Below are 26,286 nucleotides of genomic sequence, written 5' to 3' on the forward strand. Positions count from 1 at the left end.
CCCCGCGTATGCGTGTCCATCGGCTCAGTCCTTGTGTTTCTTCGCGTGCTTGTCGGATTTTTCGAAGGCGTCTTCGAGCGCGCGATTGATCGTGCGCAACACCTTCACCCGCGCCCAGCGCTTGTCATTGGCCTCGACCAGCGTCCACGGCGAGATTTCACTGCTGGTGCGATCGACCATGTCGCCGACGGCGGCGCGATAGGCGTCCCACTTGTCGCGATTGCGCCAGTCGTCCTCGGTGATCTTGAAGCGCTTGAAGGGGATTTCCTCGCGCGCCTGGAAGCGCTCCATTTGCGTGTCCTTGTCGATGGCCAGCCAGAACTTGACGACGATCACGCCGGCATCGGCCAGCTGCTCTTCAAAGTCATTGATCTCGCTGTAGGCGCGCAGCCAGTCGGCCGGCGTACAAAAACCCTCGATCCGCTCGACCAGCACCCGGCCGTACCACGAGCGGTCGAACACGGTGAATTTGCCGCGCGCCGGAATATGCCGCCAGAAACGCCACAAGTATGGTTGCGCCCGCTCCTCTTCGGTCGGCGCGGCGATCGGCACGATGTTGTACTGACGCGGGTCCAGCGCTGCCGCGACCCGACGAATCGCGCCGCCCTTGCCGGCCGCATCGTTGCCTTCGAACACCGCGACCAGCGCGTGGCGGCGCATGCGCTTGTCGCGCATCAGCCCGGACAGCCGCGCCTGCTCGGTGATCAGTTGTTCTTCGTAGTCTTTCTTGTCGAGGCGCTGGGTCAGGTCGAGACTGTCGAGCAGGTTCAACTGATCGACCGGCGTGCCCAACGGCGCGGCGCTGACGTCGTGAGGATGAATGTCCGGGCGCTTAAGCGCATTCTGCAAACCTTCGAGCAGAATCCTGCCGACCGCGAGGCTGCGATAGTGCGCGTCGACGCCTTCGATGATGTGCCACGGCGCGTAATCGCGGCTGGTGCGACGCAATACGCGCTCGCCATATTTGACGAACTTGTCGTAGGTTGCCGATTGCTGCCAGTCGAGCGGACTGATGCGCCAGCTGTGCAGCGGATCGTCGGCCAGTGCCTTGAGCCGCGCTTTCATCTGTTTCTTCGACAGGTGAAACCAGAACTTGAAGATCAGCGCGCCTTCATCGCAGAGCATCTTTTCCAGACGTTCGGCCCCGGCAATCGCCTGATCCAGACGCGGATCCTTGAACAGCCCATGCACCCGCCCCTGAAGCATCTGGCTGTACCAGTTGCCGAAGAAAATGCCCATCCGCCCCTTCGCCGGGAGCATCCGCCAATAGCGCCACGCCGGTGGTCGTGCAAGTTCTTCATCGGTCTGCTGATCGAAGGTGCGCACCTCGATCAGGCGCGGGTCCATCCACTCGTTAAGCAACTTGACCGTCTCGCCCTTGCCCGCACCTTCGATGCCATTGATCAGGATGATCACCGGGAAGCGCTTCTGTTGCTGCAATTCGAACTGCGCCTCCAACAGTGCTTCACGCAGCGCGGGGACGGCGGCCTCGTAGGTTTCTTTGTCGATGGCGTGACCGATTTCTGCGGATTCAAACATGGGACGGCTCCTTCCAGGGTTCAGCAAGACTAGCGGATTGGGCACAGCAGCGGCGCAGAAATTCCCACGAATACAGAGCCGCATAGAAACCTTGTGGTGAGGGGATTTATCCCCGTTGGGTTGCGAAGCAGCCCCAAAACCATTCAACCCGGTTACTCCAGTTAAACCGTGTGTGCAGGTTTGACGACTGCTGCGCCGCCGAGCGGGGATAAATCCCCTCGCCACAGGGGATCGCGTTGCTGCAAAAGTCGGTGATCTTGCTTGATACCATCGAACGGCCACTTGCCATGGATCAAGCAGCCCCCGCCCGATCGGCTAGAATGGCTGCCTTGTCGTTGCCGAGCCTGCCATGAAACCCGTATTGCCCCACGCCCAACTCGATTGGGATGACCAGGGACGCCCGCGTTCGCGAGTGTTCGATGACGTGTATTTTTCCGACAAGTCAGGTCTGGATGAAACCCGTTACGTGTTCCTCGAACAGAATCGCCTGGCCGAGCGTTTTGCTGCGTTGCCGGCGGGCGGCCGGCTGGTCATCGGCGAAACCGGCTTCGGCACCGGGCTGAATTTTCTCTGCGCCTGGCAGTTGTTCGAACAACATGCAGTGAGCGGTGCGCGGCTGCATTTCGTCAGCGTCGAAAAGTACCCGTTGAGCCCGGCCGATCTGCAGCGGGCATTGGCACTGTGGCCGGAACTCAAGCCGCTGGCCGATCAGTTGCTCAAGCATTATGTGGCGATCCATCAGGGTTTTCAGCGCATCACATTGGCCAACGGTCGCGTCACGCTGACCCTGCTGATCGGCGATGCGCTGGAACAACTGCCGCAGCTCGACGCCCAGATCGACGCATGGTTTCTCGACGGTTTCGCCCCGGCGAAAAACCCGGACATGTGGACCGCCGAACTGTTCGTCGAACTGGCACGACTGGCAGCACCGGGTTCGACCATCAGCACCTTCACCAGCACTGGCTGGGTGCGACGCTTGCTGAATGCCGCCGGGTTCAAAATGAAGCGCACGCCGGGCATCGGCCACAAGTGGGAAATCCTCCGTGGCGAGTTTCTTGGCTGGCCGCCGGAAGTCGCGCCGCCCGCTCCTGAAAAGCCGTGGTTCGCCCGCCCGGCCCCACTGACCGCTGAGCGTCGGGCGCTGGTGATCGGCGCCGGTCTGGCCGGTTGCGCCACGGCATCGAGCCTCGCCGCGCGCGGTTGGCAGGTGAGTTTGCTTGAACGTCACGCGGACGTGGCGCAAGAGGCCTCGGGCAATCCGCAAGGCGTGCTCTACCTGAAATTGTCTGCGCATGGCACGGCGTTGTCGCAGTTGATCGTCAGCGGTTTCGGCTACACCCGCCGTCTGCTGGAAAGCCTGCAACGCGGCACCGACTGGGACGATTGCGGCGTGCTGCAACTGGCATTCAATGCAAAGGAAGCCGAGCGTCACGCGCAATTGGCGGCCGCGTTCCCGGAAGATTTGCTGCAATGGCTTGAGCAACCCGAGGCGCAAAACCGCGCCGGAATCGGTCTGGCCCACGGCGGTTTGTATTATCCCGAAGGCGGCTGGGTGCACCCGCCCGCGTTGTGTCATGCACAAGCGGCGCAGGCGAATATCGAACTGCTCAGCCATCGCGAAGCGCTGGAACTGCGCAAAGTCGGTGAGCAATGGCAAGCGTTCGACGGCGAGCGCTTGCTCGCCAGCGCACCGGTGGTGGTACTGGCCGGCGCTGCCGAGATCAAGCGTTTTGCGCAAAGCGCCGAGCTGCCGCTCAAACGCATTCGCGGGCAGATCACTCGCCTCGCCGAAACCACGCAAAGTCAGGCCTTGACCACGGTGGTCTGCGCCGAAGGTTACGTCGCCCCTGCACGTTTGGGCGAGCATACTCTCGGTGCCAGTTTCGATTTCAACAGCGACGACCTGACCCCGACCACCGCTGAACACGTCGGCAATCTGACGATGCTCGAAGAGATCTCCAGCGACCTCGTCGCGCGTCTGCACATCAGCGAACAACCTGTCGAAGACCTTCAGGGTCGCGCAGCCTTCCGCTGCACCAGCCCGGATTACCTGCCGATCGTTGGCCCGCTCGCCGACCGCGAAGCGTTCCTCGAGGCGTACGCGGCGCTGAGCAAAGACGCCCGCCAGGTTCCGGACATTGCCTGCCCATGGCTTGATGGTCTGTACGTCAACAGCGGCCACGGTTCGCGTGGCCTGATCACCGCACCGCTGTCGGCGGAACTGCTCGCCGCCTGGCTTGAAAATGAACCCCTGCCGCTACCGCGAAGTGTCGCCGAAGCCTGCCATCCAAACCGCTTTGCCTTGCGCCGATTGATCCGCGGCAAGTGAGCCTGACCCGGGGCACCGCAACGCTGCCCCGTCGGTCTGACTCTGTCACTTATAACTTATCGTTCTAAAACTCCCACAACCGCACCGGGTCAGTTTCTGAGTACCGGCCATGTCGGCCGCTGAAGAAACACCCTCCCCAACGGAAAAACCGGTAAGGATTTTATGTGCGGATTAGCTGGCGAGTTACGTTTTGATCAACAACCTGCAGACCTTGCAGCCATCGAGCGAATCACCCATCACCTGGCGCCTCGCGGCCCCGACGCGTGGGGCTTTCATGCCCAAGGGCCGATTGCCCTGGGCCATCGTCGCCTGAAAATCATGGACCTGTCGGACGGTTCGGCGCAGCCGATGATCGACAGCCAACTGGGCCTGTCGCTGGCCTTCAACGGCGCGATCTACAACTTCCCGGAATTGCGCGCCGAACTCGAAGCGCTGGGCTACGCCTTCTATTCCGGTGGCGACACCGAAGTGTTGCTCAAGGGCTACCACGCCTGGGGCGAAGCGCTGCTGCCGAAACTCAACGGCATGTTTGCGTTTGCCATTTGGGAGCGCGATGCCAAGCGGCTGTTCATCGCCCGCGACCGTCTCGGCGTAAAGCCGCTCTACCTGTCGCGCACTGGTCAGCGTTTGCGCTTCGCTTCCGCCCTGCCGGCGCTGCTCAAGGGTGGCGACATCAACCCGATCCTCGATCCGGTGGCGCTCAATCACTACCTGAATTTCCATGCCGTGGTTCCGGCGCCGCGCACCCTGCTGGCGGGCATTGAAAAGCTGCCGCCAGCCACCTGGATGCGCGTTGAAGCCGACGGCACAACCGAGCAGAAAACCTGGTGGACGCTGCCCTACGGCCCGCACGATGACGAGAAAAATCTGACGCTGGAAGACTGGGTCGATCGCGTCCTCGACAGCACTCGCGAGGCGGTGGCGATTCGTCAACGCGCGGCAGTCGATGTTGGCGTGCTGCTGTCCGGCGGTGTCGATTCGAGCATGCTCGTCGGCCTGTTGCGTGAAGTCGGCGTCGAGAACCTCTCGACCTTCTCCATCGGTTTTCAGGATGCCGGCGGCGAGCGCGGCGACGAGTTCCAGTATTCCGATCTGATCGCCAAGCATTACGGCACGCAGCATCACCAACTGCGCATCGACGAGAAAGAAATCATCGAGCAACTGCCCGCCGCGTTCCGTGCGATGAGCGAGCCGATGGTCAGCCACGACTGCATCGCCTTCTATTTGCTGTCGCGTGAAGTGGCCAAGCATTGCAAGGTGGTGCAGAGCGGCCAAGGCGCCGATGAGCTGTTCGCCGGTTATCACTGGTATCCGCAAGTCGATGGCGCCGCCGATCCTTACGCGGCTTATCGCAACGCGTTTTTCGATCGCAGCTACGACGACTACGCCGCCACCGTACAACCGAAGTGGCTGACTGCGAATGACGCGGCCGGCGACTTCGTCAAAGAACATTTCGCCCAGCCCGGCGCCGATGCGGCGGTGGACAAAGCCCTGCGTCTGGACAGCACGGTGATGCTGGTCGACGACCCGGTCAAACGCGTCGACAACATGACCATGGCTTGGGGCCTGGAGGCGCGTACGCCGTTTCTCGACTATCGACTGGTTGAACTGTCGGCCCGTGTGCCGGGTAAATTCAAGCTGCCCGATGGCGGTAAACAAGTCTTGAAAGAAGCCGCGCGTCGAGTGATTCCGAGCGAAGTGATCGACCGCAAGAAAGGCTACTTCCCGGTGCCTGGCCTCAAGCATTTGCAAGGCGACACGCTGAACTGGGTGCGCGAACTGCTGCTCGATCCGAGTCAGGATCGCGGCCTGTTCAACCCGGCCATGCTCGACAAACTGCTGACTGATCCGCAAGGCCAACTGACGCCGTTGCGCGGTTCGAAACTGTGGCAACTGGCGGCCCTGAACCTGTGGCTCAGTGAACAAGGAATCTGATCGATGAAACCTCACGCCACGGCCATCAACCAACGCCTGATTCGCGGCCAGACGCCGTCCTACGAACGCTTGCAGGCACGTCTGGCCGAAGACGGCAGCGCCTTGGCCGCCGACCCGATTGCGGTGCATTGCGGCTGGGGCCGGTTGTTGATCGGCCATACCTTTCCCGATCCGGCCTCGCTGGCACAGGAACTGCTCAACGAGCAACCCGGCGAGCGCGATATCGCTTTGTACGTTGCCGCGCCGCAGCAGATACTCGGGCTGGAACCGACGCAGTTGTTCCTTGATCCCTCCGACACCTTGCGCCTGTGGTTCAGCGATTACCGCCAGGCCACGCGGGTGTTTCGTGGCTTCCGGATTCGTCGCGCGCAAAGCGAGGCGGACTGGCAGGCAATCAATCAGCTGTATTCGGCACGCGGCATGTTGCCGATCGATGCCACGCTGCTGACCCCGCATCATCAGGGCGGCCCGGTGTACTGGCTGGCCGAGGACGAAGACAGCGGCGCGGTGATCGGCAGCGTCATGGGCCTGAATCATCACAAGGCCTTCAACGATCCGGAAAACGGCAGCAGCCTGTGGTGCCTGGCGGTTGACCCGCAGTGTTCGCGGCCGGGTGTCGGTGAAGTGCTGGTGCGGCACTTGGTCGAACACTTCATGAGTCGCGGGTTGAGCTATCTGGACCTGTCGGTATTGCACGACAACCGGCAGGCGAAAAGTCTTTACGCCAAGCTCGGTTTCCGCAACCTGTCGACCTTTGCCATCAAGCGCAAGAACGGCATCAATCAGCCGCTGTTTCTTGGCCCCGGCCCGGAGGCGCAGTTCAATCCGTATGCGCGGATCATCGTTGAAGAAGCGCATCGACGCGGCATCGATGTGCAGGTCGATGACGCCGACGCCGGCCTGTTCACTCTCAGCCATGGTGGACGCCGCGTGCGCTGCCGGGAATCGCTGAGCGACCTGACCAGCGCGATCAGCATGAGTTTGTGTCAGGACAAAAGCCTGACGCACAAGGTGCTCAAAGGCGCTGGCCTGAATCTGCCGTCGCAGCAACTGGCCGGCAATGCCGACGACAACCTGGCGTTCCTCGACGAGCATCAACGACTGGTGGTCAAGCCGCTCGACGGTGAACAGGGCCAGGGCGTTGCCGTGGATTTGCAGAGCATCGAAGAGGTGCAACAGGCGATCGAAGCGGCCAAGCAATTCGACAGCCGCGTGCTGTTGGAAAGCTTCCACGAAGGCCTCGATCTACGGATTGTGGTGATCGGTTTCGAAGTGGTCGCGGCAGCGATTCGCAAGCCTGCGGAAGTGGTTGGCGATGGTCAGCATTCGATTGGCGCGTTGATCGAGGCGCAGAGCCGGCGTCGGCAAGCGGCCACCAGCGGCGAGAGCAAGATTCCGCTGGACCACGAAACCCAGCGCACTCTGCATGCGGCGGGTTACGACTACAGCAGCATTCTGCCGGCCGGCGAGCATCTGTTTGTGCGGCGCACGGCGAATCTGCATACCGGTGGGATGCTGGAGGATGTCACGGCGATTCTGCATCCGACGCTGGTCGATGCCGCTGTGCGCGCGGCGCGGGCGCTGGACATTCCGATGGTTGGCCTGGACTTGATGGTGCCGGCGGCGGATCAGCCGGAGTACGTGTTTATCGAGGCCAACGAACGCGCCGGATTGGCCAATCATGAGCCGCAGCCGACGGCGGAGCGCTTTGTCGATTTGTTGTTTCCGCACAGTCAGCCGGCCATTTAACCCTTTCCTGATCGTTCCCACGCTCTGCGTGGGAACGCCTCACTGGACGCTCTGCGTCCGCTTTTGGGACGCAGAGCGTCCCGGGCTACATTCCCACGCAGAGCGTGGGAACGATCAGTGCTCAACCCATCAGGAGTTTCCATGACCACGCAAATCCCCGAACCGGATCTCAACTACCTGCAAAAAGTCCTCCTGGAAATGCTCGCCATTCCCAGCCCCACCGGCTTCACCGACACCATCGTGCGCTACGTCGCCGAGCGTCTGGAAGAACTCGGCATTCCCTTTGAAATGACCCGGCGCGGCACCATTCGCGCCACACTCAAGGGCAAGAAAAACAGCCCCGACCGCGCGGTTTCGGCGCACCTCGACACCATCGGCGCCGCCGTCCGCGCTATCAAAGACAACGGCCGCCTGACCCTCGCGCCAGTCGGTTGCTGGTCGAGCCGCTTCGCCGAGGGCAGCCGTGTCAGCCTGTTCACCGACAACGGCGTAATTCGCGGCAGTGTGTTGCCGTTGATGGCGTCCGGGCATGCGTTCAACACAGCCGTCGACGAGATGCCGATCAGCTGGGATCACGTCGAACTGCGTCTGGACGCCTACTGCGCGACCAAAGCCGATTGCGATTCGCTGGGCATCAGCGTCGGCGACGTGGTGGCGTTCGATCCGCTGCCGGAGTTCACCGAAAGCGGCCATATCAGCGCCCGGCATCTGGATGACAAGGCTGGCGTTGCCGCGCTGCTCGCGTCACTCAAAGCCATCGTCGACAGTGGCCAGGAACTGATGATCGATTGCCATCCGCTGTTCACCATCACCGAGGAAACCGGCAGTGGCGCGGCAGCGGCTTTACCGTGGGATGTCAGCGAGTTTGTCGGCATCGACATTGCGCCGGTCGCGCCGGGGCAGCATTCCAGCGAACACGCGGTGAGCGTGGCGATGCAGGATTCCGGCGGGCCGTACGACTATCACCTGTCGCGGCATCTGCTGCGTCTGGCCGGTGAAAACGAACTGCCGGTGCGACGTGATCTGTTTCGCTACTACTTCAGCGATGCGCACTCGGCGGTGACCGCCGGGCACGATATTCGTACGGCGCTGCTGGCGTTTGGTTGTGATGCAACCCATGGCTATGAGCGCACGCACATCGACAGTCTGGCGGCGTTGAGCCGGTTGTTGGGCGCCTACATTTTGAGTCCGCCGGTGTTTGCCAGCGATGCAGCGCCGGCGAATGCTTCGCTGGATCGCTTCAGTCATCAGATTGAACACGACACGCAGATGGAGAGCGATACGCGGGTGCCGCCGGTGGATAGCTTGGTGGGGCAGCGTTCCGACAGTTAGATTGCCGTTGTGTGAGATACCGCTATCGCGAGCAGGCTCACTCCTACAGGGGAACGCATTCCAAATGTAGGAGTGAGCCTGCTCGCGATGAGGCCGGTACTGACTACACAAGACTGGCAGCCAACCGGCAATCGCCGTAGCATCCCGACATTGATTCAGCCGAGGTGCCCATGCTCATTCCCTACGACGCTCTTGAAGTCGACACCCTCACCCGCCTCATCGAAGATTTCGTCACCCGCGACGGCACCGACAATGGCGATGACACGCCGCTGGAAACCCGCGTGCTGCGCGTGCGCCAGGCATTGACCAAAGGCCAGGCGTTGATCGTCTTCGATCCGGAAAGCGAACAGTGCCAACTGATGCTCAAGCACGACGTGCCCAAGCATCTGTTCGACTGAAACCGTCAACGAACCTTTTCCACAGCCTGCTTGCGCTGGATCCGTTCATAGACCTCGGCACGGTGCACGTTGACCTTTGGCGGGGCCTCGACGCCGAAGCGCACGCTGGCGCCGTTCACTGACAGTACGCGCAAGGTGATGTCGTCACCAATTGAAATCAACTCACCGACAACACGGCTGAGTACAAGCATGAGGGTCGTCCTCCAGGGTTAGCGAACCCTGAAGATGCGCGGCTTGCGGCGGCTGTTCAATCCATGCAGGGCAAATCAGTAATGCCCTACATCGCCATGCGCAACGTCCTTCAGACCTTTCCTGCAAATCGTTAAACAACCTTCGCCTCAAGCGGCTGAAAAGCGCGGCCCGAACAGAATCACGCTGGCGCCGATCACGCACAACGCCACGCCGAGCCAGTCCGACCCCAACGGACGCACGCGCTCGACCACCGCCAGCCAGCCTATCGAAGCAACGATGTAAATGCCGCCGTAAGCGGCATAGGCGCGACCGGCATACGCCGCTTCGACACGCGTCAACAACAGCGCAAACAGGGTCAGGCTTAGCAGCGCCGGGATCACCCACAAGGCACTTTTGCCTTGGCGCAGCCACAGGTAAAAAGCGAAACAACCGGCGATCTCAAACAGCGCCGCGAGGAAAAACCACAGGTAATTGAGCATTGGTGCGTCTCGACAGGGTGACCAGTGCGGCCACCCTAACGACAGCGTCGGCAACGGGCAAGGTCAGCCGTTGTTCTGCTTGGCCTTGGCGCGCATTTTCTCGGCCATCGAGGTCATTTCGTTGTAAAGCAGTTGCGGGTTCTTCTGTTTGATTGCCCAGGCCATGCGCCCTTGTTCGTGGGGCAGGATCATGAACTCGCCGGCCGCCACTTGCTGATAGATGTAGTCAGCAATATCCGCTGCGGTGATTGGCGAGCTTTCCAGCAACTTGCCGACCTGCGCTTTCATCGCCGGGGTCGGGCCACGGAAAGAGTCGAGCAAGTTGGTCTGGAAGAACGACGGGCACACCACATGCACACCGACTTCCTGCTGCGCCAGTTCGATCAACAGGCTTTCCGACAAAGCCACGACACCGGCCTTGGCGACGTTGTAGTTGCTCATCGCCGGCCCTTGCATCAACGCCGCCATGGAGGCGATGTTGATGATCTTGCCTTTGCTCTGTTCGAGTAATGGCAGGAACGCCTTGCAGCCTTTGACCACGCCCATCAGATTGATCGCGATCTGCCAGTCCCAGTCTTCCAGCGACAGTTCACTGAAGAACCCGCCCGAGGCCACACCGGCGTTGTTGACGATGATGTCGATGCCGCCGAGTTTCTCTTCGCAGGCCTGGGCGAACGCGGTGAGCTGGCTGTAGTCACGCACATCGCAGCGCTGAGTGAAGCCGTCGCCGCCCGCCTCGCGAACCATTTTCAGGGTTTCCTGCAGGCCAGGTTCGCTGACGTCGGACAAAGCCAGTTGCCAGCCTTCACGCGCCCAGCGCAGCGCGATTTCGCGACCCAAACCCGAGCCCGCGCCAGTGATCATCATGCGATTTTGCATAGCAGGCAGCCTTGTTGTTCCGGGGAAGTTGGGCGAAGTGTAGCGAAGGTTCTGCGCGCGCCCACGCTCCATCAAGTTGCTGAATGGAGGATCAAAAGATCGCAGCCTTCGGCAGCTCCTACACCGATTCCTGTAGGAGCTGCCGAAGGCTGCGATCTTTTGATCTTTCGCGTTAAAGGAAATAAGCGAGCAATCCAAATACATTAAAAAAACATTGAATTTTCTTTCACTCGCGCCAGTCGGAATTTGTAAGCCGTCTGGAATTACTTAGTCTCCAGTCGCCCCTTGAACATCAAGACTTCTCGAACACTATCAACAAAGGAAATCGACATGGGCACAATTCTAATCATTATCCTGATCCTGTTGCTGATCGGTGGTCTGCCGGTCTTCCCACACTCCAGAAGTTGGGGTTATGGCCCATCGGGCATTATCGGCGTGGTCTTGGTCGTGCTGTTGGTGCTGTTGCTACTCGGCCGCATATAACGATTTAGTCGGCAAAAAAAAGAGGCCCTGTTGAGGGCCTCTTTTTTATTGCGCGGAGTTTATTGCAGGAGCAATCAGTCCGGCTTGCCGTTAACCACACCGGCGGTGTTGTCCATCAGACTCTTGGTCGCTGTTTGCAGGAACGCTTCCAGCTTGAGTTTCAATTCGGCGGTGCGCGGAGCATCCGGGATGATCTCGGCCGAAGGGTTGGCGCCCAGTTGGTACTGATAGATCTTCGGTGCCATTTCCTTCTCTTTCGGCAGCACCAGGATCTGGTCAGCGGTAACGATCGCGGTGGTCTGCTCGCTGCCCGACGGCTTGATTACGCCGAAACCGGTGTCGCCTTCCGGCAGGTTGAGCAGGTCACGGCCCCAGCACTGGTGGCGCACTTCGCCACCGAGGCGACCCATGATGGTCGGCACGATGTCGATCTGCGTACCCACGGTGTGGTCACGCGTACCGAACTTCTCCTGGATGCCCGGCGCGATCATCAGCATCGGCACGTTGAAGCGACCGAGGTCCATTTCGGTGATCTGACGCTCGTTACCGAAACCGTGGTCGCCGACGATGACGAACAGGGTTTCCTTGAAGTACGGCTCTTTGCGTGCCTTCTCGAAGAACTGACCCAGTGCCCAGTCGGAGTAACGCATGGCCGTCAGGTGTTCGTTGAGACTGCCACGGTCAGTCACGCGCTCGACCGGCAATGGCGTCGGCAAGGCGTACGGCGTGTGGTTGGACAGGGTTTGCAGCAAGGCATAGAACGGCTTGCCGTTTTCCCGTGCCTTCAGCTCGACCAGACCACGGTCGAACATGTCCTGGTCGGACACGCCCCAGGTCGGATCGGAGAACACCGGGTTGACGAAGTCGTTACGGCCGACGAAGTTGGTCATGCCCTGATTGCTGAAGAAGCCCGACTGGTTGTCCCAGGCGAAGTCGCCGTTGTACACGTAGACGTCGTCATACTTGCGCGCGCTGAGCAACTGCGGCAGGCCGGACAGCTTGTGGCTGCCTTCCGGGGTCTGCATCAGGTATTCGAAGCCCGGCAGGTTCGGGAAGCAGGCCATGGTCGCGAACATGCCCTGGTGGGTGTGCGTGCCGTTGGAGAAGAAGCGGTCGAACAGCAGGCCTTCCTTCGACAGTTTGTCCAGGTACGGCGTGATGTTGCCCGGCGCGCCCAATGCACCGACCGAGTGACCGGCCATGCTTTCCATCAGGATCACCACGACGTTCTTGATCGGCAGCGTCTTGTCGGCGGGCGGCGTGTAGTCACGGCGCACGGCGGCGATATCGGCATCGACCAGTTTGTCGTCCGGCATCACCAGCATCTCGCGTACCACTTTCTGCGCTTGTTCTTGCGGCAGTGTGGCTTTCCAGATGTTGTCGCGGTCCTCGCCCATGCGGTCCTTGGCGGCCGCGATCAGCGACAGCGTGCCATTGAGGCCGAGCTGGTTGGCGAAGTTCGATTCGGTGGTGTAAACGTCACCCCAACGCAGCGGCGGGCCTTGACGCAGGGTGCCACGCGCGGCAACCACGCAGATCAGCAGGCAAACCACGAACACCGCCAGACGGGTGTACCACGGCGCAACCTGACGGGTACCGACGCTGCCACCACTGAACGGCCCGCGCGGACGCGTGGCACGATCGGCGCCTTTGAACGCCAGGGTCAGGATCACCGTGCCGACGACCCACGCCAGCAGATAACGTACTACCGGAAAACCGTACCAGAGCATGCTCATCACGGTTTTCGGGTCTTCTTTCACGTACTGGAACACCAGGCCGTTGAGGCGCTGGTGAAACTCGCGGTAGAAGTCCATCTCCATCAGGCCGAGGAACAGCGCGATGCTCGAGGCGATGGTCAGCCACAGACGGAAGAAACCGCGCGCGGCCATGGCGCGGGCACTGAACAGCGCCAGCACCAGTGGAATGCACACATAAACCACCAGGCGCAGGTCGAAACGCAGGCCATTGGCGAAAGCTTCGAGGAAGGTCGAAGCCGGGGTGTCGAGGATCATCTCGCGGTTGTAGACCAGCAGCGCGAGGCGCAGCACGGAAAACATCACCATCATGACCAGAGCACACAACAGCGTGTAGGCCAGATGCGATTTGACGGTCGGTTGCAGCAGGCGACTGGAAGATCGCTGCTGATTCAGGGCGTCCGGGTTTGCCATGTCGTTTTAGGACCCATTGGAAGTTGAAGTTGCAAAAATACAGCGGCGCCATGCCCTCTATTGGTCATTCCAGACCCCGGGGCGTGCGCGGTGCGCAAATGTTGCACGATCGTTCGCACCATTGCCATTGATTACTGCCCCGCCACCAGACACTTTCATTTAGTGCAGCGGCAGACCAGGACAGCGTGCAATCAGCGCGGGCGAATTGTCTGGAACACTTTGTGAAAATTTCGTGCAACGCATATCTGGAAACACAATATAGATACAAAACAAAACGCCCCGAATCGATCGGGGCGTTTTGTTTGAGCGCGAGATTACTTCTCGGCGCGTTCTTTCAAAGCTTTGAGGGTGTTGAACGGGGCATCGACGACGAACTTGTTGGCAATCATCGAAGGCACGCTGCCGCCCGGCTCGGTGTGCACCTGATAGGTCACTTCGACCTGATCACCTTTGGGCACGAACTTCCAGAAGCCTTTGACCTGCGCTACACGAACGAAGCCTTTCTCTTCCGGAATGTACTTGGGCAGACCTTCGAGGTTACGGGTCAGGCTGCCGTCGGCACCTTCGACGGTGGTCACGAGCAGTACCGAATCACGCGGAGTGACTGGCCAAGGCGTGTTGAACTGGGTGTAAGTCCAGCTCTGGGCGCCTTCGTGCTTGAGCAGTTTCTGGGTCTTGCACTCGTGAATCCAGGCGCAGGCGCCGGAGACGTCTTCCTGCAATGCGCGCAGTTTGGCGACGGTGGTCTTCATCAGCGCGACGCCCTGATAGGACTTGTAGTCCGAACCCGGCACTTCGCTCAGGGAGACCTTGATGCCGTCTTCGTTCTTGGCAACCTTCCAGTCTTCAGCCTGAGCGACCGAGGTGGCCAGCACAGCGGTCAAACCACACAACACAGCGATACGATGCAGCGAACCCATAGTCTTATTCCTTATTGTTGAAGTTCCGTTCGTTAGACACATCACGCCGCCGTCATCTGCTCCCACCAGCCGAGCAATCTGATCGCTTCTTCCGAGCTGTCGCCACACACTTCGACATCGGCGGCAAACCCCGAACAGACTGCCGGGCGCTCGGGGCGGCCGAAAATGCTGCACAGGTTTTCGACCGAGAGTTGCACGCAACGTTCGCCGGCAGGTTTGCCATCAGGCATGCCTGGAATCGGCGAACTGATGGACGGGGCAATGCAGCAAGCGCCACAGCCTTCACGGCATTTCATGACGAACAATTCCTCGCGACGGGCGATGTGTTAAAGAGACGCGGAACAGAGTAACCGCTAAAACGGCTGTTTAAAATTCCCTGAACCGGGGTTTTTAGCGATATCCGAATGTGACTGACCAGTCTCCGACAAAGCGTCTGGTCTGCGGGTCGCAGCCGAGTCGAATTTACTGCTTGAATTCGAAATCGAGCGCCGCGCCCTCCACTTCCCGACGCTCTTCGTTGCGCAGTTGCAACTGCATTTCGTTGCTGAGCAAACGGCCATTGAGCTGAAACCCACTGTTTTTCTCGCCAAACATCTGCGGCAGGATCGGCTCGCGCTTGGGCAATTGAACAGTGCCCTTGGGTTTCAATTCCTGGACCATGTCCTTGGGCAGGCTCAAATCGAGCCTGGCCGGTGGCAGGCGGGTTTTCGCCACTTCGCTGGCAGGTTTCGATTTGCTGGCAACCGGGGGGCGTTTTTTCACGACCTTCTGCTGGGTTTTCTTCGCCACGGCAGCTTTCTTTACGACCGGCGCTTTCTTGGCTGTCGTCGTCGCTGCCGGCTTTTCGGCAACTGCGGCGGCCATGACCGCCGGCGCATGACCGAGCATCAACAAGCAGAGGCAAACCCAGGCGGCAGGAAAAATCGCTTTCATGGACCCAACGAGACTAACGGCAGAGGGCCATATGCTCGCTTGTTGGACGCCACAAGACAAGCATGACCCTCTGCTCGTTCAGAATCCGCCGGCCGTTTCCTGACACAGTTGCGTGGCCAGCAGACCGAGAGTCATCAACGCTCGCTCCGCCTCGCGGTTCCACGGAATGCCGCAGTTCAGGCGGATGCAGTGGTTGAACTGCTCGGTATTACTGAAGATCAACCCCGGCGCGATGCTGATGCCCTGCTGCAAGGCACGGACATGCAATTCCTGGGTATTGACCCTTCCTGGCAGACTCACCCAGAGGATGAAACCGCCCGTGGGCCGGGACATTTGCGTGCCTTCGGGGAAGTACTGCTGCACCGCCAATTGAAAGGCGCTGAGGTTTTTCCGGTATTCCTGGCGGATGTACCGTAAATGCCGGTCATAACCCCCGTTTTCCAGATAGGCGGCAATGGCCATCTGCGTCACGCTGCACGCTGAATGCGTACTGAAGGTCTGCAAGCGCTGGATTTCCTGCTGATACTTGCCGGCAATCATCCAGCCGATACGCACCCCGGGCGACAACGTCTTGGAAAAGCTCGAACAGTAGATCACCCGATCCAGTCGGTCATAGGCCTTGAGCGCTTTGGTGCGACCCTGCTCGAACATTAACTCGCCATAGATATCGTCTTCGACGATCTGGATATCGAAGTCCGAGGCCAGGCGCAGCAACTGCTTTTGCCGCTCTTCGGGCATGGTGCCGCCCAAGGGATTGCTCAGGCGCGTGGTCAACACCAACGCCTTGATCGACCATTGATTGGCCGCCAGTTGCAGGGCTTCGAGGCTCATGCCGGTGGCGGGGTCGCTGGGGATCTCGATGACTTTCAGGCCGAGCAGGTCAGCCAGTTGCAGCAATCCGTAATAGGTCGGCGATTCGGCGGCGATCAGATCGCCCGGCCGCGTGAGTACCCGCAACGACATCTGCAAGGCGTCGACACAACCGTGGGTGATCACCACCTCCGAGGGGTCGATAACCACGCCGGCGTCACGCATGCGAATCGCCACTTGCCGACGCAGCGGTTCAAAACCGGGGCTGAACATATAGCTGAAGGCGCGCGGGCTATGGAAACGGGTGACCTTGGCCAATTGCTGATGCAGCGCGCGCACCGGCAAGTAATCAACGCTCGGTACCGCCGCGCCCAGCGGGAAGACACCTTCGCGGCGCGATTCGACCAGAACCTGCTGAATGATGCTGCTACGAGTGACAAGACCTGGCCGTTCGACCCGCGCGATGTCCGGTGTCGGCGCCGTCAGCGCTGGCGTCTGGTGCACGTAATAACCGGACTGCGGCCGTGCCCGAATCAGCCCCTGATCTTCGAGATTGGCATACGCCTGCAACACCGTCGCATGGCTGACGTTGAGCTGCGAGCTCATCTTGCGCACCGAAGGCACGCGTTCCCCCGGTTGATAGACACCACGGCGGATGTCTTCGGCCAGTTGCTGAGCAATACGTTGGTAGAGCAAAAGATTGGTCATGACGCAGCACTCGATTTCACGGGCATTTTATTCTTGTGTGAAACAATACCGGAACAGTTTAGAAGTGTACTGGGACAGTTACCACTTTAGTCGACCATACAGTGCGGTGTCTGCCCCCGACTGTACTGATTTGCGAGCTATTCGACAGACGTAAAAAAGCCCGGCACTGCATGACAGGCCGGGCTTTGCAGAAGCCGTGTAGGAGCCGTGTAGGAGCTGACGAGTGCAACGAGGCTGCGATCTTTTGATCTTGTTTTTAAAACCAAGATCAAAAGATCGCAGGCTTCGCCAGCTCCTACAGGGTTTTGCGTTGCTTAACGGGCGGCGCCGAGCTGGCCTTTTTCGTCGGAGAAAACGATTTCCACGCGACGGTTCTGTGCCCGCCCGCGCTCGGAAGCGTTGACGTCTACCGGGTATTCATCGCCGTAACCTTCGACCTGAATGCGTTTGTCATCGATGCCCAGGTCCATCAGCACGTCAGCCACGGCTTGCGCGCGGTCGCGGGACAGCTTGAGGTTTTCCTGCTTGCCGCCGGTGCTGTCGGTGTAACCCTCGATACGCACCACGCGTTTCGGATTCAATTGCAAGAACTGGACGATCTTCAGCACCACGCGGTTGGCCGAGTTTTTCAGCTCAGCTTCACCGGTGTCGAACAATACGTCACCCAGGGTCATCACCAGACCACGGTCAGTCTGCGTGGTGGCCAGTGCGACGATCTGTTCTTCCAGCCACTTGCCCTGCTGCTGCACGCTGAGCAACTTGGATTCACGCAAGGCCAATTGCAGACGCTGGCGCTCCAGTTCGAGCTTGGCCGCGCGCTCTTCGTTAAGCACCTGATTGGTATGTTCGCGGGCGATTTCGCTGTAACGCTGGCTCAGGTAGGCGTAATGCACCACGTCCGAACCGCTGCCCCAATAGGTCGACAAGCGATCGGCGCGGGCCAGGGATTCACCGGCGCGGATCACGTCTTTTGGCGCGATGCGCAGCACGTTGGAGTCTTCTTTGACTTTCTGGAAGTCGGCGCCGGCTTCTTGCAGAGCGGATTCACTGTGTTGCCCGGCGCAACCGTACAGGCTGGCGCAACCGGCGAGGATCAAAGCGCCAACGACTTTGGATTTGAGGCTCATTGGGCATCTCCCAGTTGCTTGCGCAGTCGGACGATGCGGGTGTTGAGCACGTTCAGCTGTTCTTCACTTTTTTGCGTCAGCACTTTGGCTTCAGCCAGACGCGCATCCAGCTCGGCCTGTTCGGCACGCATGCGCGCATTGCGATAGGACTCGTCGGCCATGTTGCCTTTGGCGCGATCGTATTTGGTTTCGGCCAGTTTCATTTCCGGCACTTCATCTGCAGTGGCGCCGACAGCCTTGGCCTGGGTGATGGCCTGCTCGGTCAGACGCATTTGTTCAATCGGTGCCGGATCGGTTGCGCAACCGGCCAGGGCCAGAACGGCCACAGCCGCGAAAAGAGGTCGAATACTCACTAAGAATCCCTACTGTTTTGGGGCACTGACAGGTTGTTGCGGCTGTTGCTGCTGCGCCTTCCAGCGCTCGATATTGCGTTGCAGCGCGGCTTCCGTCAGTCCGGACGCGGGCAATTCTGTCATCTTTTTGGCTAGCTGTCCGCGCAACCACGGATCGTTGCAGGCCGAGTTGTGGGAAACCGCAAGGAACAACCCCGGGCGATCAATGGGTTGCTCGAACGCCAGCAGATCATTGGCCATGCCCAACGCCTGTGCGGCGGCCATGCCCGAGTAACGCCCGGCGAGTACATATTCCACTTCGCCCAAGAGCAATTTCTGCAGGGCCAGGGTGAGGTTGGCTGTCTTGGTCAGGGTCAGATTCTGCTCGGCGAAAGTGCCAAATGCCTGGGTCATTCGAGACTTTTCCGACAAGGCGCCGGCGTGGCCGTGCAGGTCTTTGGCTTCGCTGTAGGCCAGTGTCGAGCCTTTGCGCGTCCACACCAGGTAGTCGTTTTCCAGCAGCGGCGGATAGATGTAGTCGAGGTTTTCCAGCTCAGTGAAGGTCAGCGGCGCGTCGGCGAGCATGTCCATGCGCCCGCTGCGCACTTCGTCGAGGGCTTGCGCGCGTTTGCCGGCGTAGAGCAACTCGACTTTGATGCCGAGATCCTTGGCCACTTGCTGCAACAGGTCGGCACTGGCACCGATCAATTGTTTCGGATTTTGCGGATCCTGCCACAGGTACGGCGGCGCATCCGGGCTGCCGGTAACGACGAGGCGTTCGCACTTGCCAGCGGCTGTCGCCAAACCTGGCAACAGGGCCAATCCCAACAACAATCCGCAGCGCAGATCCATGGCAAAACGCTCCCACTCAAATCCGAGACAAAAAAAACCCGACCAAAAGGTCGGGCTCTTTATAAGTGAAGCCGCTGGATTAGACCAGCTTCTCCAGCTCAGGTACTGCTTCGAACAAATCCGCCACGAGACCGTAATCGGCCACCTGGAAGATCGGTGCTTCTTCGTCCTTGTTGATCGCAACGATCACTTTGGAGTCTTTCATGCCGGCCAGATGCTGGATCGCGCCGGAGATACCGACGGCGATGTACAGCTGTGGCGCAACGATCTTGCCGGTCTGACCGACCTGCATGTCGTTCGGTACGAAACCTGCGTCAACCGCAGCGCGCGAAGCACCGACGGCAGCGCCCAGCTTGTCGGCCAGGGCGTACAGGTGTTTGAAGTTGTCGCCGTTCTGCATGCCACGGCCGCCGGAAACGACGATCTTGGCAGCGGTCAGTTCTGGACGATCGGACTTGGCCAGCTCTTCGCCAACGAAGCTCGAAGTGCCAGCGTTGTGCGCAGCAGCAACCGCTTCAACGGCAGCCGAACCACCTTCAGCAGCAACCGGGTCGAAACCGGTGGCACGCACGGTGATCACTTTGATCGCAGCGGTCGATTGCACAGTAGCGATGGCGTTACCGGCGTAGATCGGACGCTTGAACGTGTCAGCGCTTTCGACCGAGATGATCTCGGAGATCTGGTCAACGTCCAGCTGCGCGGCAACGCGCGGCAGGATGTTTTTGCCGTTGGAGGTAGCGGCAGCCAGGATGTGGCTGTAGCCAGCGCCCAGCTCTGCAACCAATGGCGCAACGTTTTCCGGCAGCTGATGCGCGTAAGCGGCATTGTCAGCGTTCAGGACTTTGCTCACGCCAGCGATTTTCGCAGCGGCTTCCGCCACGGCGCCAGCGCCTTGGCCGGCAACCAGAACGTGGATGTCGCCGCCGATTTTGGCAGCAGCAGCCACGGTGTTCAGCGTGGCCGGGGCCAGCACTTTGTTGTCGTGTTCAGCAATAACCAAGATAGTCATTTAGATTACCTTCGCTTCGTTCTTGAGTTTTTCAACCAGTTCAGCCACCGACTTGACCTTGATACCTGCGCTGCGTGCAGCCGGCGCTTCGACTTTCAGGGTCTTGTTGGTGGAGGCGGTGGAAACGCCCAAAGCGTCCGGAGTCAGCACTTCGAGAGGCTTCTTCTTGGCTTTCATGATGTTTGGCAGAGACGCGTAGCGCGGCTCGTTCAAACGCAGGTCGGTGGTGACGATCGCCGGCAGTTTCAGGGAAACCGTCTGCGCGCCGCCGTCGATTTCGCGAGTCACGGCAACGCTGTCGCCAGAGACTTCGACTTTCGAAGCGAACGTGCCCTGACCGTAGCCGCTCAGTGCAGCGAGCATCTGGCCGGTCTGGTTGTTATCGCTGTCGATGGCCTGTTTGCCAAGGATCACCAGTTGAGGCTGTTCCTTGTCGACCACAGCCTTGAGCAGCTTGGCCACGGCGAGCGAGGTCAGATCTTCAGCGGATTCGACGAGGATGGCACGGTCGGCACCCAGAGCCAGTGCGGTACGCAGCTGCTCCTGAGCGGTGGTCGGGCCGATGGAGACGACGACGATTTCAGTCGCAACACCTTTCTCTTTCAGGCGTACAGCTTCTTCCACTGCGATTTCGCAGAACGGGTTCATCGACATCTTGACGTTGGCGAGATCGACGCCGGAATTGTCCGCCTTGACGCGAACCTTGACGTTGTAATCCACAACGCGTTTGACAGCTACAAGAACCTTCATGGATTCCTCGTTACTCTCCGGTGAAAAGAAAGTCGCCTAGGCGAACCTGGCGGTTGATGCTCATCGGGCCTACAAGGGCACCTCTAAAAACGCCGGCTTGTACTCGGGATGATGACACCCTGCAAAGTGCTGGACCGTTCGTCAGTGGTGACCAATCAGTCATTCAACTTCACGCTGTGTAAACTGCGCGCCAGACCTGCGCTGCGCATCACCCTTTCTGCCTACGCCCTGTCTTTAGAGGTGCTCTTGAAACCGCCAGTCTGCCTACGGCGAGCGCAAAACCGCCCGTATCTTGACCGGAACGCCTATTCCGGTCAATACAGCAAAATGACCATTCATAAGCCGCGCTTCTTTGATTTCTCTGGCCTGGAGCCGATTCAAACAAACGTTTGTATTGGACGCTAGGAGTGGTGTAGATATAATGCGCCGCCTAGAGAGAAAGGTCTGTTCTCCAATATTCTCCTTGACGTTAACGTAAAGGAATAGCGGATGCGACATCAAACCTCCAAATTAGAAAAAAAACTGTTGAGCCTTGAGTAGGAGATAGCCTGTGGAACGCGAATACATGGAATTCGACGTGGTCATCGTCGGTGCCGGCCCCGCTGGCCTGTCCGCCGCCTGCCGTCTGAAGCAGAAGGCCGCCGAAGCCGGTAAGGAAATCAGCGTCTGCGTGGTCGAAAAAGGCTCCGAAGTCGGTGCACACATCCTCTCCGGTGCCGTATTCGAACCACGCGCTCTGAACGAACTGTTCCCGGACTGGAAAGAACTCGGCGCGCCGCTGAACACGCCGGTCACGCGCGATGACATTTTCGTGCTGAAAAACGCCGACAGCGCGCAGAAAATTCCCGACCTCTTTGTGCCGAAGACCATGCACAACGAAGGCAACTACATTATTTCCCTTGGCAACCTGTGCCGCTGGCTGGCCCAGCAGGCCGAGAACCTCGGTGTGGAAATCTACCCGGGCTTCGCCGCTCAGGAAGCGCTGATCGACGAGCAAGGCGTGGTTCGCGGGATCATCACCGGTGATCTGGGCGTCGACCGCGAAGGCAACCCGAAAGAAGGCCTGTACACCCCGGGCATGGAACTGCGTGGCAAATACACGCTGTTCGCCGAAGGTTGCCGTGGCCACATCGGCAAACAACTGATCAAGCGCTACAACCTCGACAGCGATGCCGACGCCCAGCACTACGGGATTGGCCTGAAAGAAATCTGGGAAATCGACCCGGCCAAACATCAGCCAGGCCTCGTAGTCCACACCGCCGGCTGGCCGCTGGACATCATGGGCACCGAGAACACCGGCGGCTCGTTCCTCTATCACCTGGAAAACAACCAGGTCGTAGTCGGTCTGATCGTCGACCTGTCTTACAGCAACACTTATCTGTCGCCGTTCGACGAGTTCCAGCGCCTCAAGCATCACCCGGTGCTGGCGCAGTACCTGGAAGGCGGCAAGCGCATCAGCTACGGCGCCCGCGCGATTTGCAAAGGTGGCCTGAACTCGCTGCCGAAAATGGTCTTCAAGGGCGGCGCGCTGATCGGTTGCGACCTCGGCACCCTGAACTTCGCCAAGATCAAAGGCAGCCACACCGCGATGAAGTCGGGCATGCTCGCCGCTGAATCGGTGGCTGACGCGTTGTTCGCTGAGAAGGACGGCACCGAAGAACTGACCACTTACGTCGACGCGTTCAAGAAGAGCTGGCTCTACGACGAACTGTTCGCCAGCCGTAACTTCGGCCCGGCGATCCACAAGTTCGGCGCCATCGTTGGCGGTGGTTTCAACTGGCTCGACCAGAACATCTTCGGCGGCAAACTGCCGTTCACCCTGCATGACACCAAGCCGGATTACGCTTGCCTCAAGCTCGCGGCCGACTGCAAGAAGATCGACTATCCGAAGCCGGACGGCAAACTCAGCTTCGACAAGCTCAGCTCGGTGTTCATCTCCGGTACCAACCATGAAGAAGAACAGCCTTGCCACTTGAAGCTGACCGATCCAAGCATCCCGATCAGCAAGAACCTGCCACTGTACGACGAACCGGCGCAGCGCTACTGCCCGGCCGGCGTGTACGAAGTGATTACCAAGGAAGACGGCGAGAAGCGCTTCCAGATCAACGCCCAGAACTGCGTGCACTGCAAGACCTGTGACATCAAGGATCCTTCGCAGAACATCACCTGGGTGACGCCGGAAGGCGCCGGCGGCCCGACTTATCCAAATATGTAAGCCGAACCGCTGAACAACAAGGCTCCCGGATCGGGGGCCTTTTTGTTGCCCAAAATTCCTCTGTAGGAGCTGCGGCACGCTGCGATCTTTTGACTTTGATCCTGAAAAAACAAAATCAAAAGATCGCAGCGTGCCGCAGCTCCTACAGGGATCGTCGGTCAGTCGAGGACTCAGGCGGCGCGCTCGTCGCCCGGGTTGCGTTCGAAGTAGCGCTTGTACTCACGGCTGAACTGCGACGTACTCTGATAGCCCACCCGATGCGCCACCTGCGCCACACCTAGCCCTTCCGCGACCAGCAATGTCTGCGCCTTCAACAACCGCAAGCGCTTCAGATACTGCACCGGCGACAACAACGTGCTGCGTTTGAAATGCTCATGAAACGTCGACACGCTCATGTTCGCGCAACCGGCCAGCGTCTCGACATTCAATGGCTCGGTGTAATGCGCATGCAGATGACTGATCGACGCCGCCACCCGCGCAAACTGCCCCTGCTGCTCAACCAACGCGCGCAACACATCCGCCTGCGGCCCGCGCAACGCGACGAACAACAACTCACGCACCCGCGCCGGCCCGAGAATCTGACATTCCAGCGGATCGTGCAGACAACTGAGCAATCTTTCGACACAACCACGCATGTCATCGTCGAGCACCACCGAGGTCATCGACTCCGGTGTCTGCGCCGGAATATGCCGACCCGGCGCCAGGCCCATGGCCAACACCAACTCGCCGAGCAACACCCGATCAATCGCCACCGACACACCGAGCAACGGCGCATTCGGCAAGGCAAAGGTCTCGCACTCGAACGGCACCGGCAGCGCCTGGATCAGATAGTGCCCGGCGCCATATTCCATGGTGCGCGGCCCGAGGAACGCCAGTTTGCTGCCCTGGGCGATGATCATCAGGCTCGGTTCATAAATATGCGGGCCACGGGCGACGTCACAACTGGCGCGCAAGACTTGCACACCGGGCAACCCGGTCGGGGAGTAACCATCGCGCAGCGCCAGCGGTTCGATCAACGAAACCAGGCGGGCGTTGGCATCAAGATGACGGGTTAATTGCATCGAAACTCTTCACTGAAAATATTGCGAAAAAAGGGCATGGAAGCATCATCGCAGATCCTTTTGCCAATGCGACCGATCAAACCCGCATGCCGGAGGATTAGGCATGAGACCCGGAGGAATCGTCATGGCCGGACCGTCAGTCGACGCCCAGAATGCGCCGCTTCACTTGTTCCTGCTATTGCGAGGTTTCACATGTACACCGCTATCGGCTATGCCGCCCAATCGGCCACCACCCCCCTCGCCCCGATGAAATTCGAACGTCGCAGCCCGCGCGCCGACGACGTCGCGATCGAAATCCTCTACTGCGGCGTCTGCCATTCCGACATCCATCAGGCACGCAACGAATGGGGCATTGCCGTTTACCCGTTGATGCCCGGCCACGAGATCGTCGGAAAAGTCACCGCCATCGGTGCGAATGTCACCCGACACAAAGTAGGCGATCTGGTCGGTGTCGGCTGCATGGTCGACTCTTGCCGTAGCTGCGAAGCCTGCCAGCAGAACCTCGAGCAATACTGCCTCGAAGGTCCGACCATGACCTACGCCACCCCGGACCGGGTCGATGGCAGCAACACCATGGGCGGTTATTCGGACAGCATCGTCGTCAGCGAACACTTCGTCGTGCGCATCCCGGAAAAACTGGCTCTGGCCAGCGCTGCGCCGATCCTTTGCGCCGGCATCACCACCTATTCGCCGCTCAAGCACTACGGCGTCAAGGCTGGCGACAAGGTCGGGATTCTCGGCATGGGCGGTTTGGGCCACATGGGCATCAAGTTCGCCAAGGCCATGGGCGCTGAAGTGACGTTGTTCACCCGCTCGGCGAGCAAGGCTGAAGAAGGTCGTCGTCAGGGCGCCGATCACGTGATCGTTTCCACCGACCCCGAGCAGATGAAAGCGGCCGCCGGTTACTTCGACTTCCTGCTCGACACCATTCCGGTGCAGCACGATCTGAACCCGTACCTCGACACCCTGCGTTTCGACGGCATGCACATTCTGGTCGGCCTGATCGAGCCGATTGATCCGCCGGTGCACGCGGCGAAACTGGTACTGGGTCGCCGGGTATTGGCCGGCTCCTTGATCGGTGGCATCGCTGAAACCCAGGAAGTGCTGGATTTCTGCGCCGAACACAACATCACCTGCGACATCGAAATGCTCGACATCCGCCAGATCAACGAGGCTTATGCCCGGATGATCGCCGGCGACGTGAAGTACCGTTTCGTCATCGACATGGCGACGCTCAAGGTTTAAATCCGCCCTTATACCTTCAAGCCGAGTTCCGCCGATAGCCGGGCTGTGACCCCTTTGATCAGGGGAATCAGCTCGGCCATTTTTTCCAGCGGCATGTACGGCACCGTGCTGGCGATACTGATCGCCGCCACAATGCCTTTGCTCGCATCGCGAATCGGCGCCGCCACGCAGCGGATCGACGGTTCGTTGTCCTCCAGATCGAAGGCGTAGCCACCGGCGACGTATTCGGCCATGCGTTGTTCGAGCTGTTCCCACGACTGCTGGGGATGCTGCGGCCAGAACTGACTTTTCCCACCGGCCGGCAGGCTGATGTCGTACAGCCGTTGCCAGTCTTTCGGCGAGTCATCGAGCATCAACGCCTTGCCGATCCCGGTACGCGCCAGCGGCATGCGATGGCCGACCCGTGAACGCATTTCCGGACCGTTGCGCCCCGGATTCTTCAGCAGATACAGCACTTCATCGCCTTCACGAATGCCCAAGTGCACGGTGTCGCCGGTCAGCGCCGACAATTCGTCCAGATACGGTCCGGCCAAGGTCACCAGCGGCAACTCTTCACGCGCCTGAAATCCCAGCTCGATCAGCTTCGGCCCCAACAGGTAACCGACTTGCGGCACCACACGCAGATAGCGTTCATCAACCAGGCAACTGGCCAGACGATGGGTGGTGCTGCGCGTGGTGCCGATCAGCCGGGCAATTTCCTTGAGATCGCGAGCGCCACTGGCCACCGCTTGCACCACCCCCAAGCCGCGCAACAGCGTCTGGGTGCCGGTGGGTGCGGCGTCCTTGGTTTTTTCCGGAGCGTCTTCCTGCATATCCAGCCTTTACCGTTGAGCGAGGGAAC

General features: G+C 59.9%; 24 protein-coding genes. 8 read left to right on the forward strand and 16 right to left on the reverse strand.

Annotated features, from left to right (window positions below):
- Window positions 1-24: 24 nt before the first annotated feature.
- Window positions 25-1,539, reverse strand: coding sequence for a polyphosphate:AMP phosphotransferase (pap, locus tag QOL84_RS25195; RefSeq protein ID WP_283438955.1), 1,515 nt, complete (start codon window positions 1,537-1,539; stop codon window positions 25-27).
- Window positions 1,540-1,888: 349 nt separating this feature from the next.
- Here pap and mnmC point away from each other — a divergent pair, with 349 nt between their 5' ends.
- The 5 genes from mnmC (at window position 1,889) to QOL84_RS25220 (ending at window position 9,282) form a co-directional block, all read left to right on the forward strand.
- A complete protein-coding gene (gene mnmC, locus QOL84_RS25200) occupies window positions 1,889-3,868 on the forward strand; it encodes a bifunctional tRNA (5-methylaminomethyl-2-thiouridine)(34)-methyltransferase MnmC2/FAD-dependent 5-carboxymethylaminomethyl-2-thiouridine(34) oxidoreductase MnmC1 (RefSeq protein WP_283438956.1) in 1,980 nt (659 codons plus the stop codon).
- A gap of 162 nt (window positions 3,869-4,030) precedes the next feature.
- A complete protein-coding gene (locus QOL84_RS25205; protein ID WP_283438957.1) occupies window positions 4,031-5,803 on the forward strand; it encodes an N-acetylglutaminylglutamine amidotransferase in 1,773 nt (590 codons plus the stop codon).
- A 3-nt stretch (window positions 5,804-5,806) separates the two neighbouring features.
- Window positions 5,807-7,552 carry an N-acetylglutaminylglutamine synthetase gene (ngg, locus tag QOL84_RS25210; RefSeq protein WP_283438958.1) on the forward strand — a complete coding sequence of 582 codons (1,746 nt, stop codon included), beginning with the start codon at window positions 5,807-5,809 and terminating at the stop codon, window positions 7,550-7,552.
- Window positions 7,553-7,693: 141 nt separating this feature from the next.
- Entirely contained in the window at window positions 7,694-8,884 is a 1,191-nt protein-coding gene (locus tag QOL84_RS25215) for an osmoprotectant NAGGN system M42 family peptidase (protein WP_283438959.1), read from the forward strand.
- 170 nt (window positions 8,885-9,054) lie between these two features.
- Window positions 9,055-9,282 (forward strand): YheU family protein, encoded by a 228-nt coding sequence (locus tag QOL84_RS25220; RefSeq protein WP_003192759.1) that lies wholly within the window; start codon window positions 9,055-9,057, stop codon window positions 9,280-9,282.
- A gap of 5 nt (window positions 9,283-9,287) precedes the next feature.
- Here the strand turns inward: QOL84_RS25220 and csrA are convergent, their stop codons facing one another.
- From csrA to QOL84_RS25235, 3 genes are all read right to left on the reverse strand, one after another.
- Entirely contained in the window at window positions 9,288-9,473 is a 186-nt protein-coding gene (csrA, locus tag QOL84_RS25225; protein WP_122661663.1) for a carbon storage regulator CsrA, read from the reverse strand.
- 147 nt (window positions 9,474-9,620) lie between these two features.
- Window positions 9,621-9,953, reverse strand: coding sequence for a YnfA family protein (locus tag QOL84_RS25230; RefSeq protein WP_283438960.1), 333 nt, complete (start codon window positions 9,951-9,953; stop codon window positions 9,621-9,623).
- Between the two features lie 63 nt (window positions 9,954-10,016).
- Entirely contained in the window at window positions 10,017-10,832 is an 816-nt protein-coding gene (locus QOL84_RS25235) for an SDR family oxidoreductase (RefSeq protein ID WP_095120542.1), read from the reverse strand.
- Window positions 10,833-11,156: 324 nt separating this feature from the next.
- Between QOL84_RS25235 and QOL84_RS25240 the strand changes: the two genes are divergently transcribed.
- A complete protein-coding gene (locus QOL84_RS25240; protein WP_169432680.1) occupies window positions 11,157-11,315 on the forward strand; it encodes a DUF3309 family protein in 159 nt (52 codons plus the stop codon).
- A gap of 74 nt (window positions 11,316-11,389) precedes the next feature.
- Here the strand turns inward: QOL84_RS25240 and QOL84_RS25245 are convergent, their stop codons facing one another.
- From QOL84_RS25245 to QOL84_RS25290, 10 genes are all read right to left on the reverse strand, one after another.
- Window positions 11,390-13,483, reverse strand: a complete 2,094-nt coding sequence (locus tag QOL84_RS25245; RefSeq protein WP_129394984.1) for an LTA synthase family protein — start codon at window positions 13,481-13,483, stop codon at window positions 11,390-11,392.
- A gap of 314 nt (window positions 13,484-13,797) precedes the next feature.
- Window positions 13,798-14,403: an START domain-containing protein gene (locus QOL84_RS25250; protein WP_129394985.1), complete on the reverse strand. Its 606-nt coding sequence runs from the start codon at window positions 14,401-14,403 to the stop codon at window positions 13,798-13,800.
- A gap of 41 nt (window positions 14,404-14,444) precedes the next feature.
- On the reverse strand, window positions 14,445-14,699 hold the full coding sequence (locus tag QOL84_RS25255; protein ID WP_283438961.1) for a YkgJ family cysteine cluster protein: 255 nt from the start codon (window positions 14,697-14,699) through the stop codon (window positions 14,445-14,447).
- A 166-nt stretch (window positions 14,700-14,865) separates the two neighbouring features.
- Window positions 14,866-15,336, reverse strand: coding sequence for a translation initiation factor 2 (locus QOL84_RS25260; RefSeq protein WP_283438962.1), 471 nt, complete (start codon window positions 15,334-15,336; stop codon window positions 14,866-14,868).
- A 78-nt stretch (window positions 15,337-15,414) separates the two neighbouring features.
- Window positions 15,415-16,854, reverse strand: coding sequence for an aminotransferase-like domain-containing protein (locus tag QOL84_RS25265; protein WP_283438963.1), 1,440 nt, complete (start codon window positions 16,852-16,854; stop codon window positions 15,415-15,417).
- A gap of 314 nt (window positions 16,855-17,168) precedes the next feature.
- Window positions 17,169-17,981, reverse strand: a complete 813-nt coding sequence (locus tag QOL84_RS25270; RefSeq protein WP_064391473.1) for an OmpA family protein — start codon at window positions 17,979-17,981, stop codon at window positions 17,169-17,171.
- A complete protein-coding gene (locus QOL84_RS25275; protein ID WP_283438964.1) occupies window positions 17,978-18,334 on the reverse strand; it encodes a DUF4398 domain-containing protein in 357 nt (118 codons plus the stop codon). Before QOL84_RS25275 ends, QOL84_RS25270 begins: the two co-directional genes overlap by 4 nt.
- Window positions 18,335-18,343: 9 nt before the next feature.
- Window positions 18,344-19,165, reverse strand: a complete 822-nt coding sequence (locus QOL84_RS25280; RefSeq protein ID WP_129394989.1) for a substrate-binding periplasmic protein — start codon at window positions 19,163-19,165, stop codon at window positions 18,344-18,346.
- A gap of 79 nt (window positions 19,166-19,244) precedes the next feature.
- Complete coding sequence (locus QOL84_RS25285; RefSeq protein ID WP_034155324.1) at window positions 19,245-20,174, reverse strand: electron transfer flavoprotein subunit alpha/FixB family protein; 930 nt, start codon at window positions 20,172-20,174, stop codon at window positions 19,245-19,247.
- Window positions 20,175-20,924 carry an electron transfer flavoprotein subunit beta/FixA family protein gene (locus tag QOL84_RS25290; RefSeq protein ID WP_007908338.1) on the reverse strand — a complete coding sequence of 250 codons (750 nt, stop codon included), beginning with the start codon at window positions 20,922-20,924 and terminating at the stop codon, window positions 20,175-20,177.
- 550 nt (window positions 20,925-21,474) lie between these two features.
- On the opposite strand from QOL84_RS25290, the gene QOL84_RS25295 reads away from it, so the two are divergent.
- Window positions 21,475-23,139, forward strand: a complete 1,665-nt coding sequence (locus QOL84_RS25295; protein ID WP_150648311.1) for an electron transfer flavoprotein-ubiquinone oxidoreductase — start codon at window positions 21,475-21,477, stop codon at window positions 23,137-23,139.
- Window positions 23,140-23,309: 170 nt separating this feature from the next.
- On the opposite strand, the gene QOL84_RS25300 is transcribed toward QOL84_RS25295, so the two are convergent.
- Entirely contained in the window at window positions 23,310-24,200 is an 891-nt protein-coding gene (locus QOL84_RS25300) for an AraC family transcriptional regulator (RefSeq protein ID WP_283438965.1), read from the reverse strand.
- Window positions 24,201-24,392: 192 nt separating this feature from the next.
- On the opposite strand from QOL84_RS25300, the gene QOL84_RS25305 reads away from it, so the two are divergent.
- Window positions 24,393-25,445: an NAD(P)-dependent alcohol dehydrogenase gene (locus QOL84_RS25305; protein ID WP_283438966.1), complete on the forward strand. Its 1,053-nt coding sequence runs from the start codon at window positions 24,393-24,395 to the stop codon at window positions 25,443-25,445.
- An 8-nt stretch (window positions 25,446-25,453) separates the two neighbouring features.
- On the opposite strand, the gene QOL84_RS25310 is transcribed toward QOL84_RS25305, so the two are convergent.
- Window positions 25,454-26,257: an IclR family transcriptional regulator gene (locus tag QOL84_RS25310; RefSeq protein ID WP_283438967.1), complete on the reverse strand. Its 804-nt coding sequence runs from the start codon at window positions 26,255-26,257 to the stop codon at window positions 25,454-25,456.
- Window positions 26,258-26,286 lie beyond the last annotated feature (29 nt).

Source organism: Pseudomonas helmanticensis (genome assembly GCF_900182985.1).
Lineage (GTDB): Bacteria > Pseudomonadota > Gammaproteobacteria > Pseudomonadales > Pseudomonadaceae > Aquipseudomonas > Aquipseudomonas helmanticensis.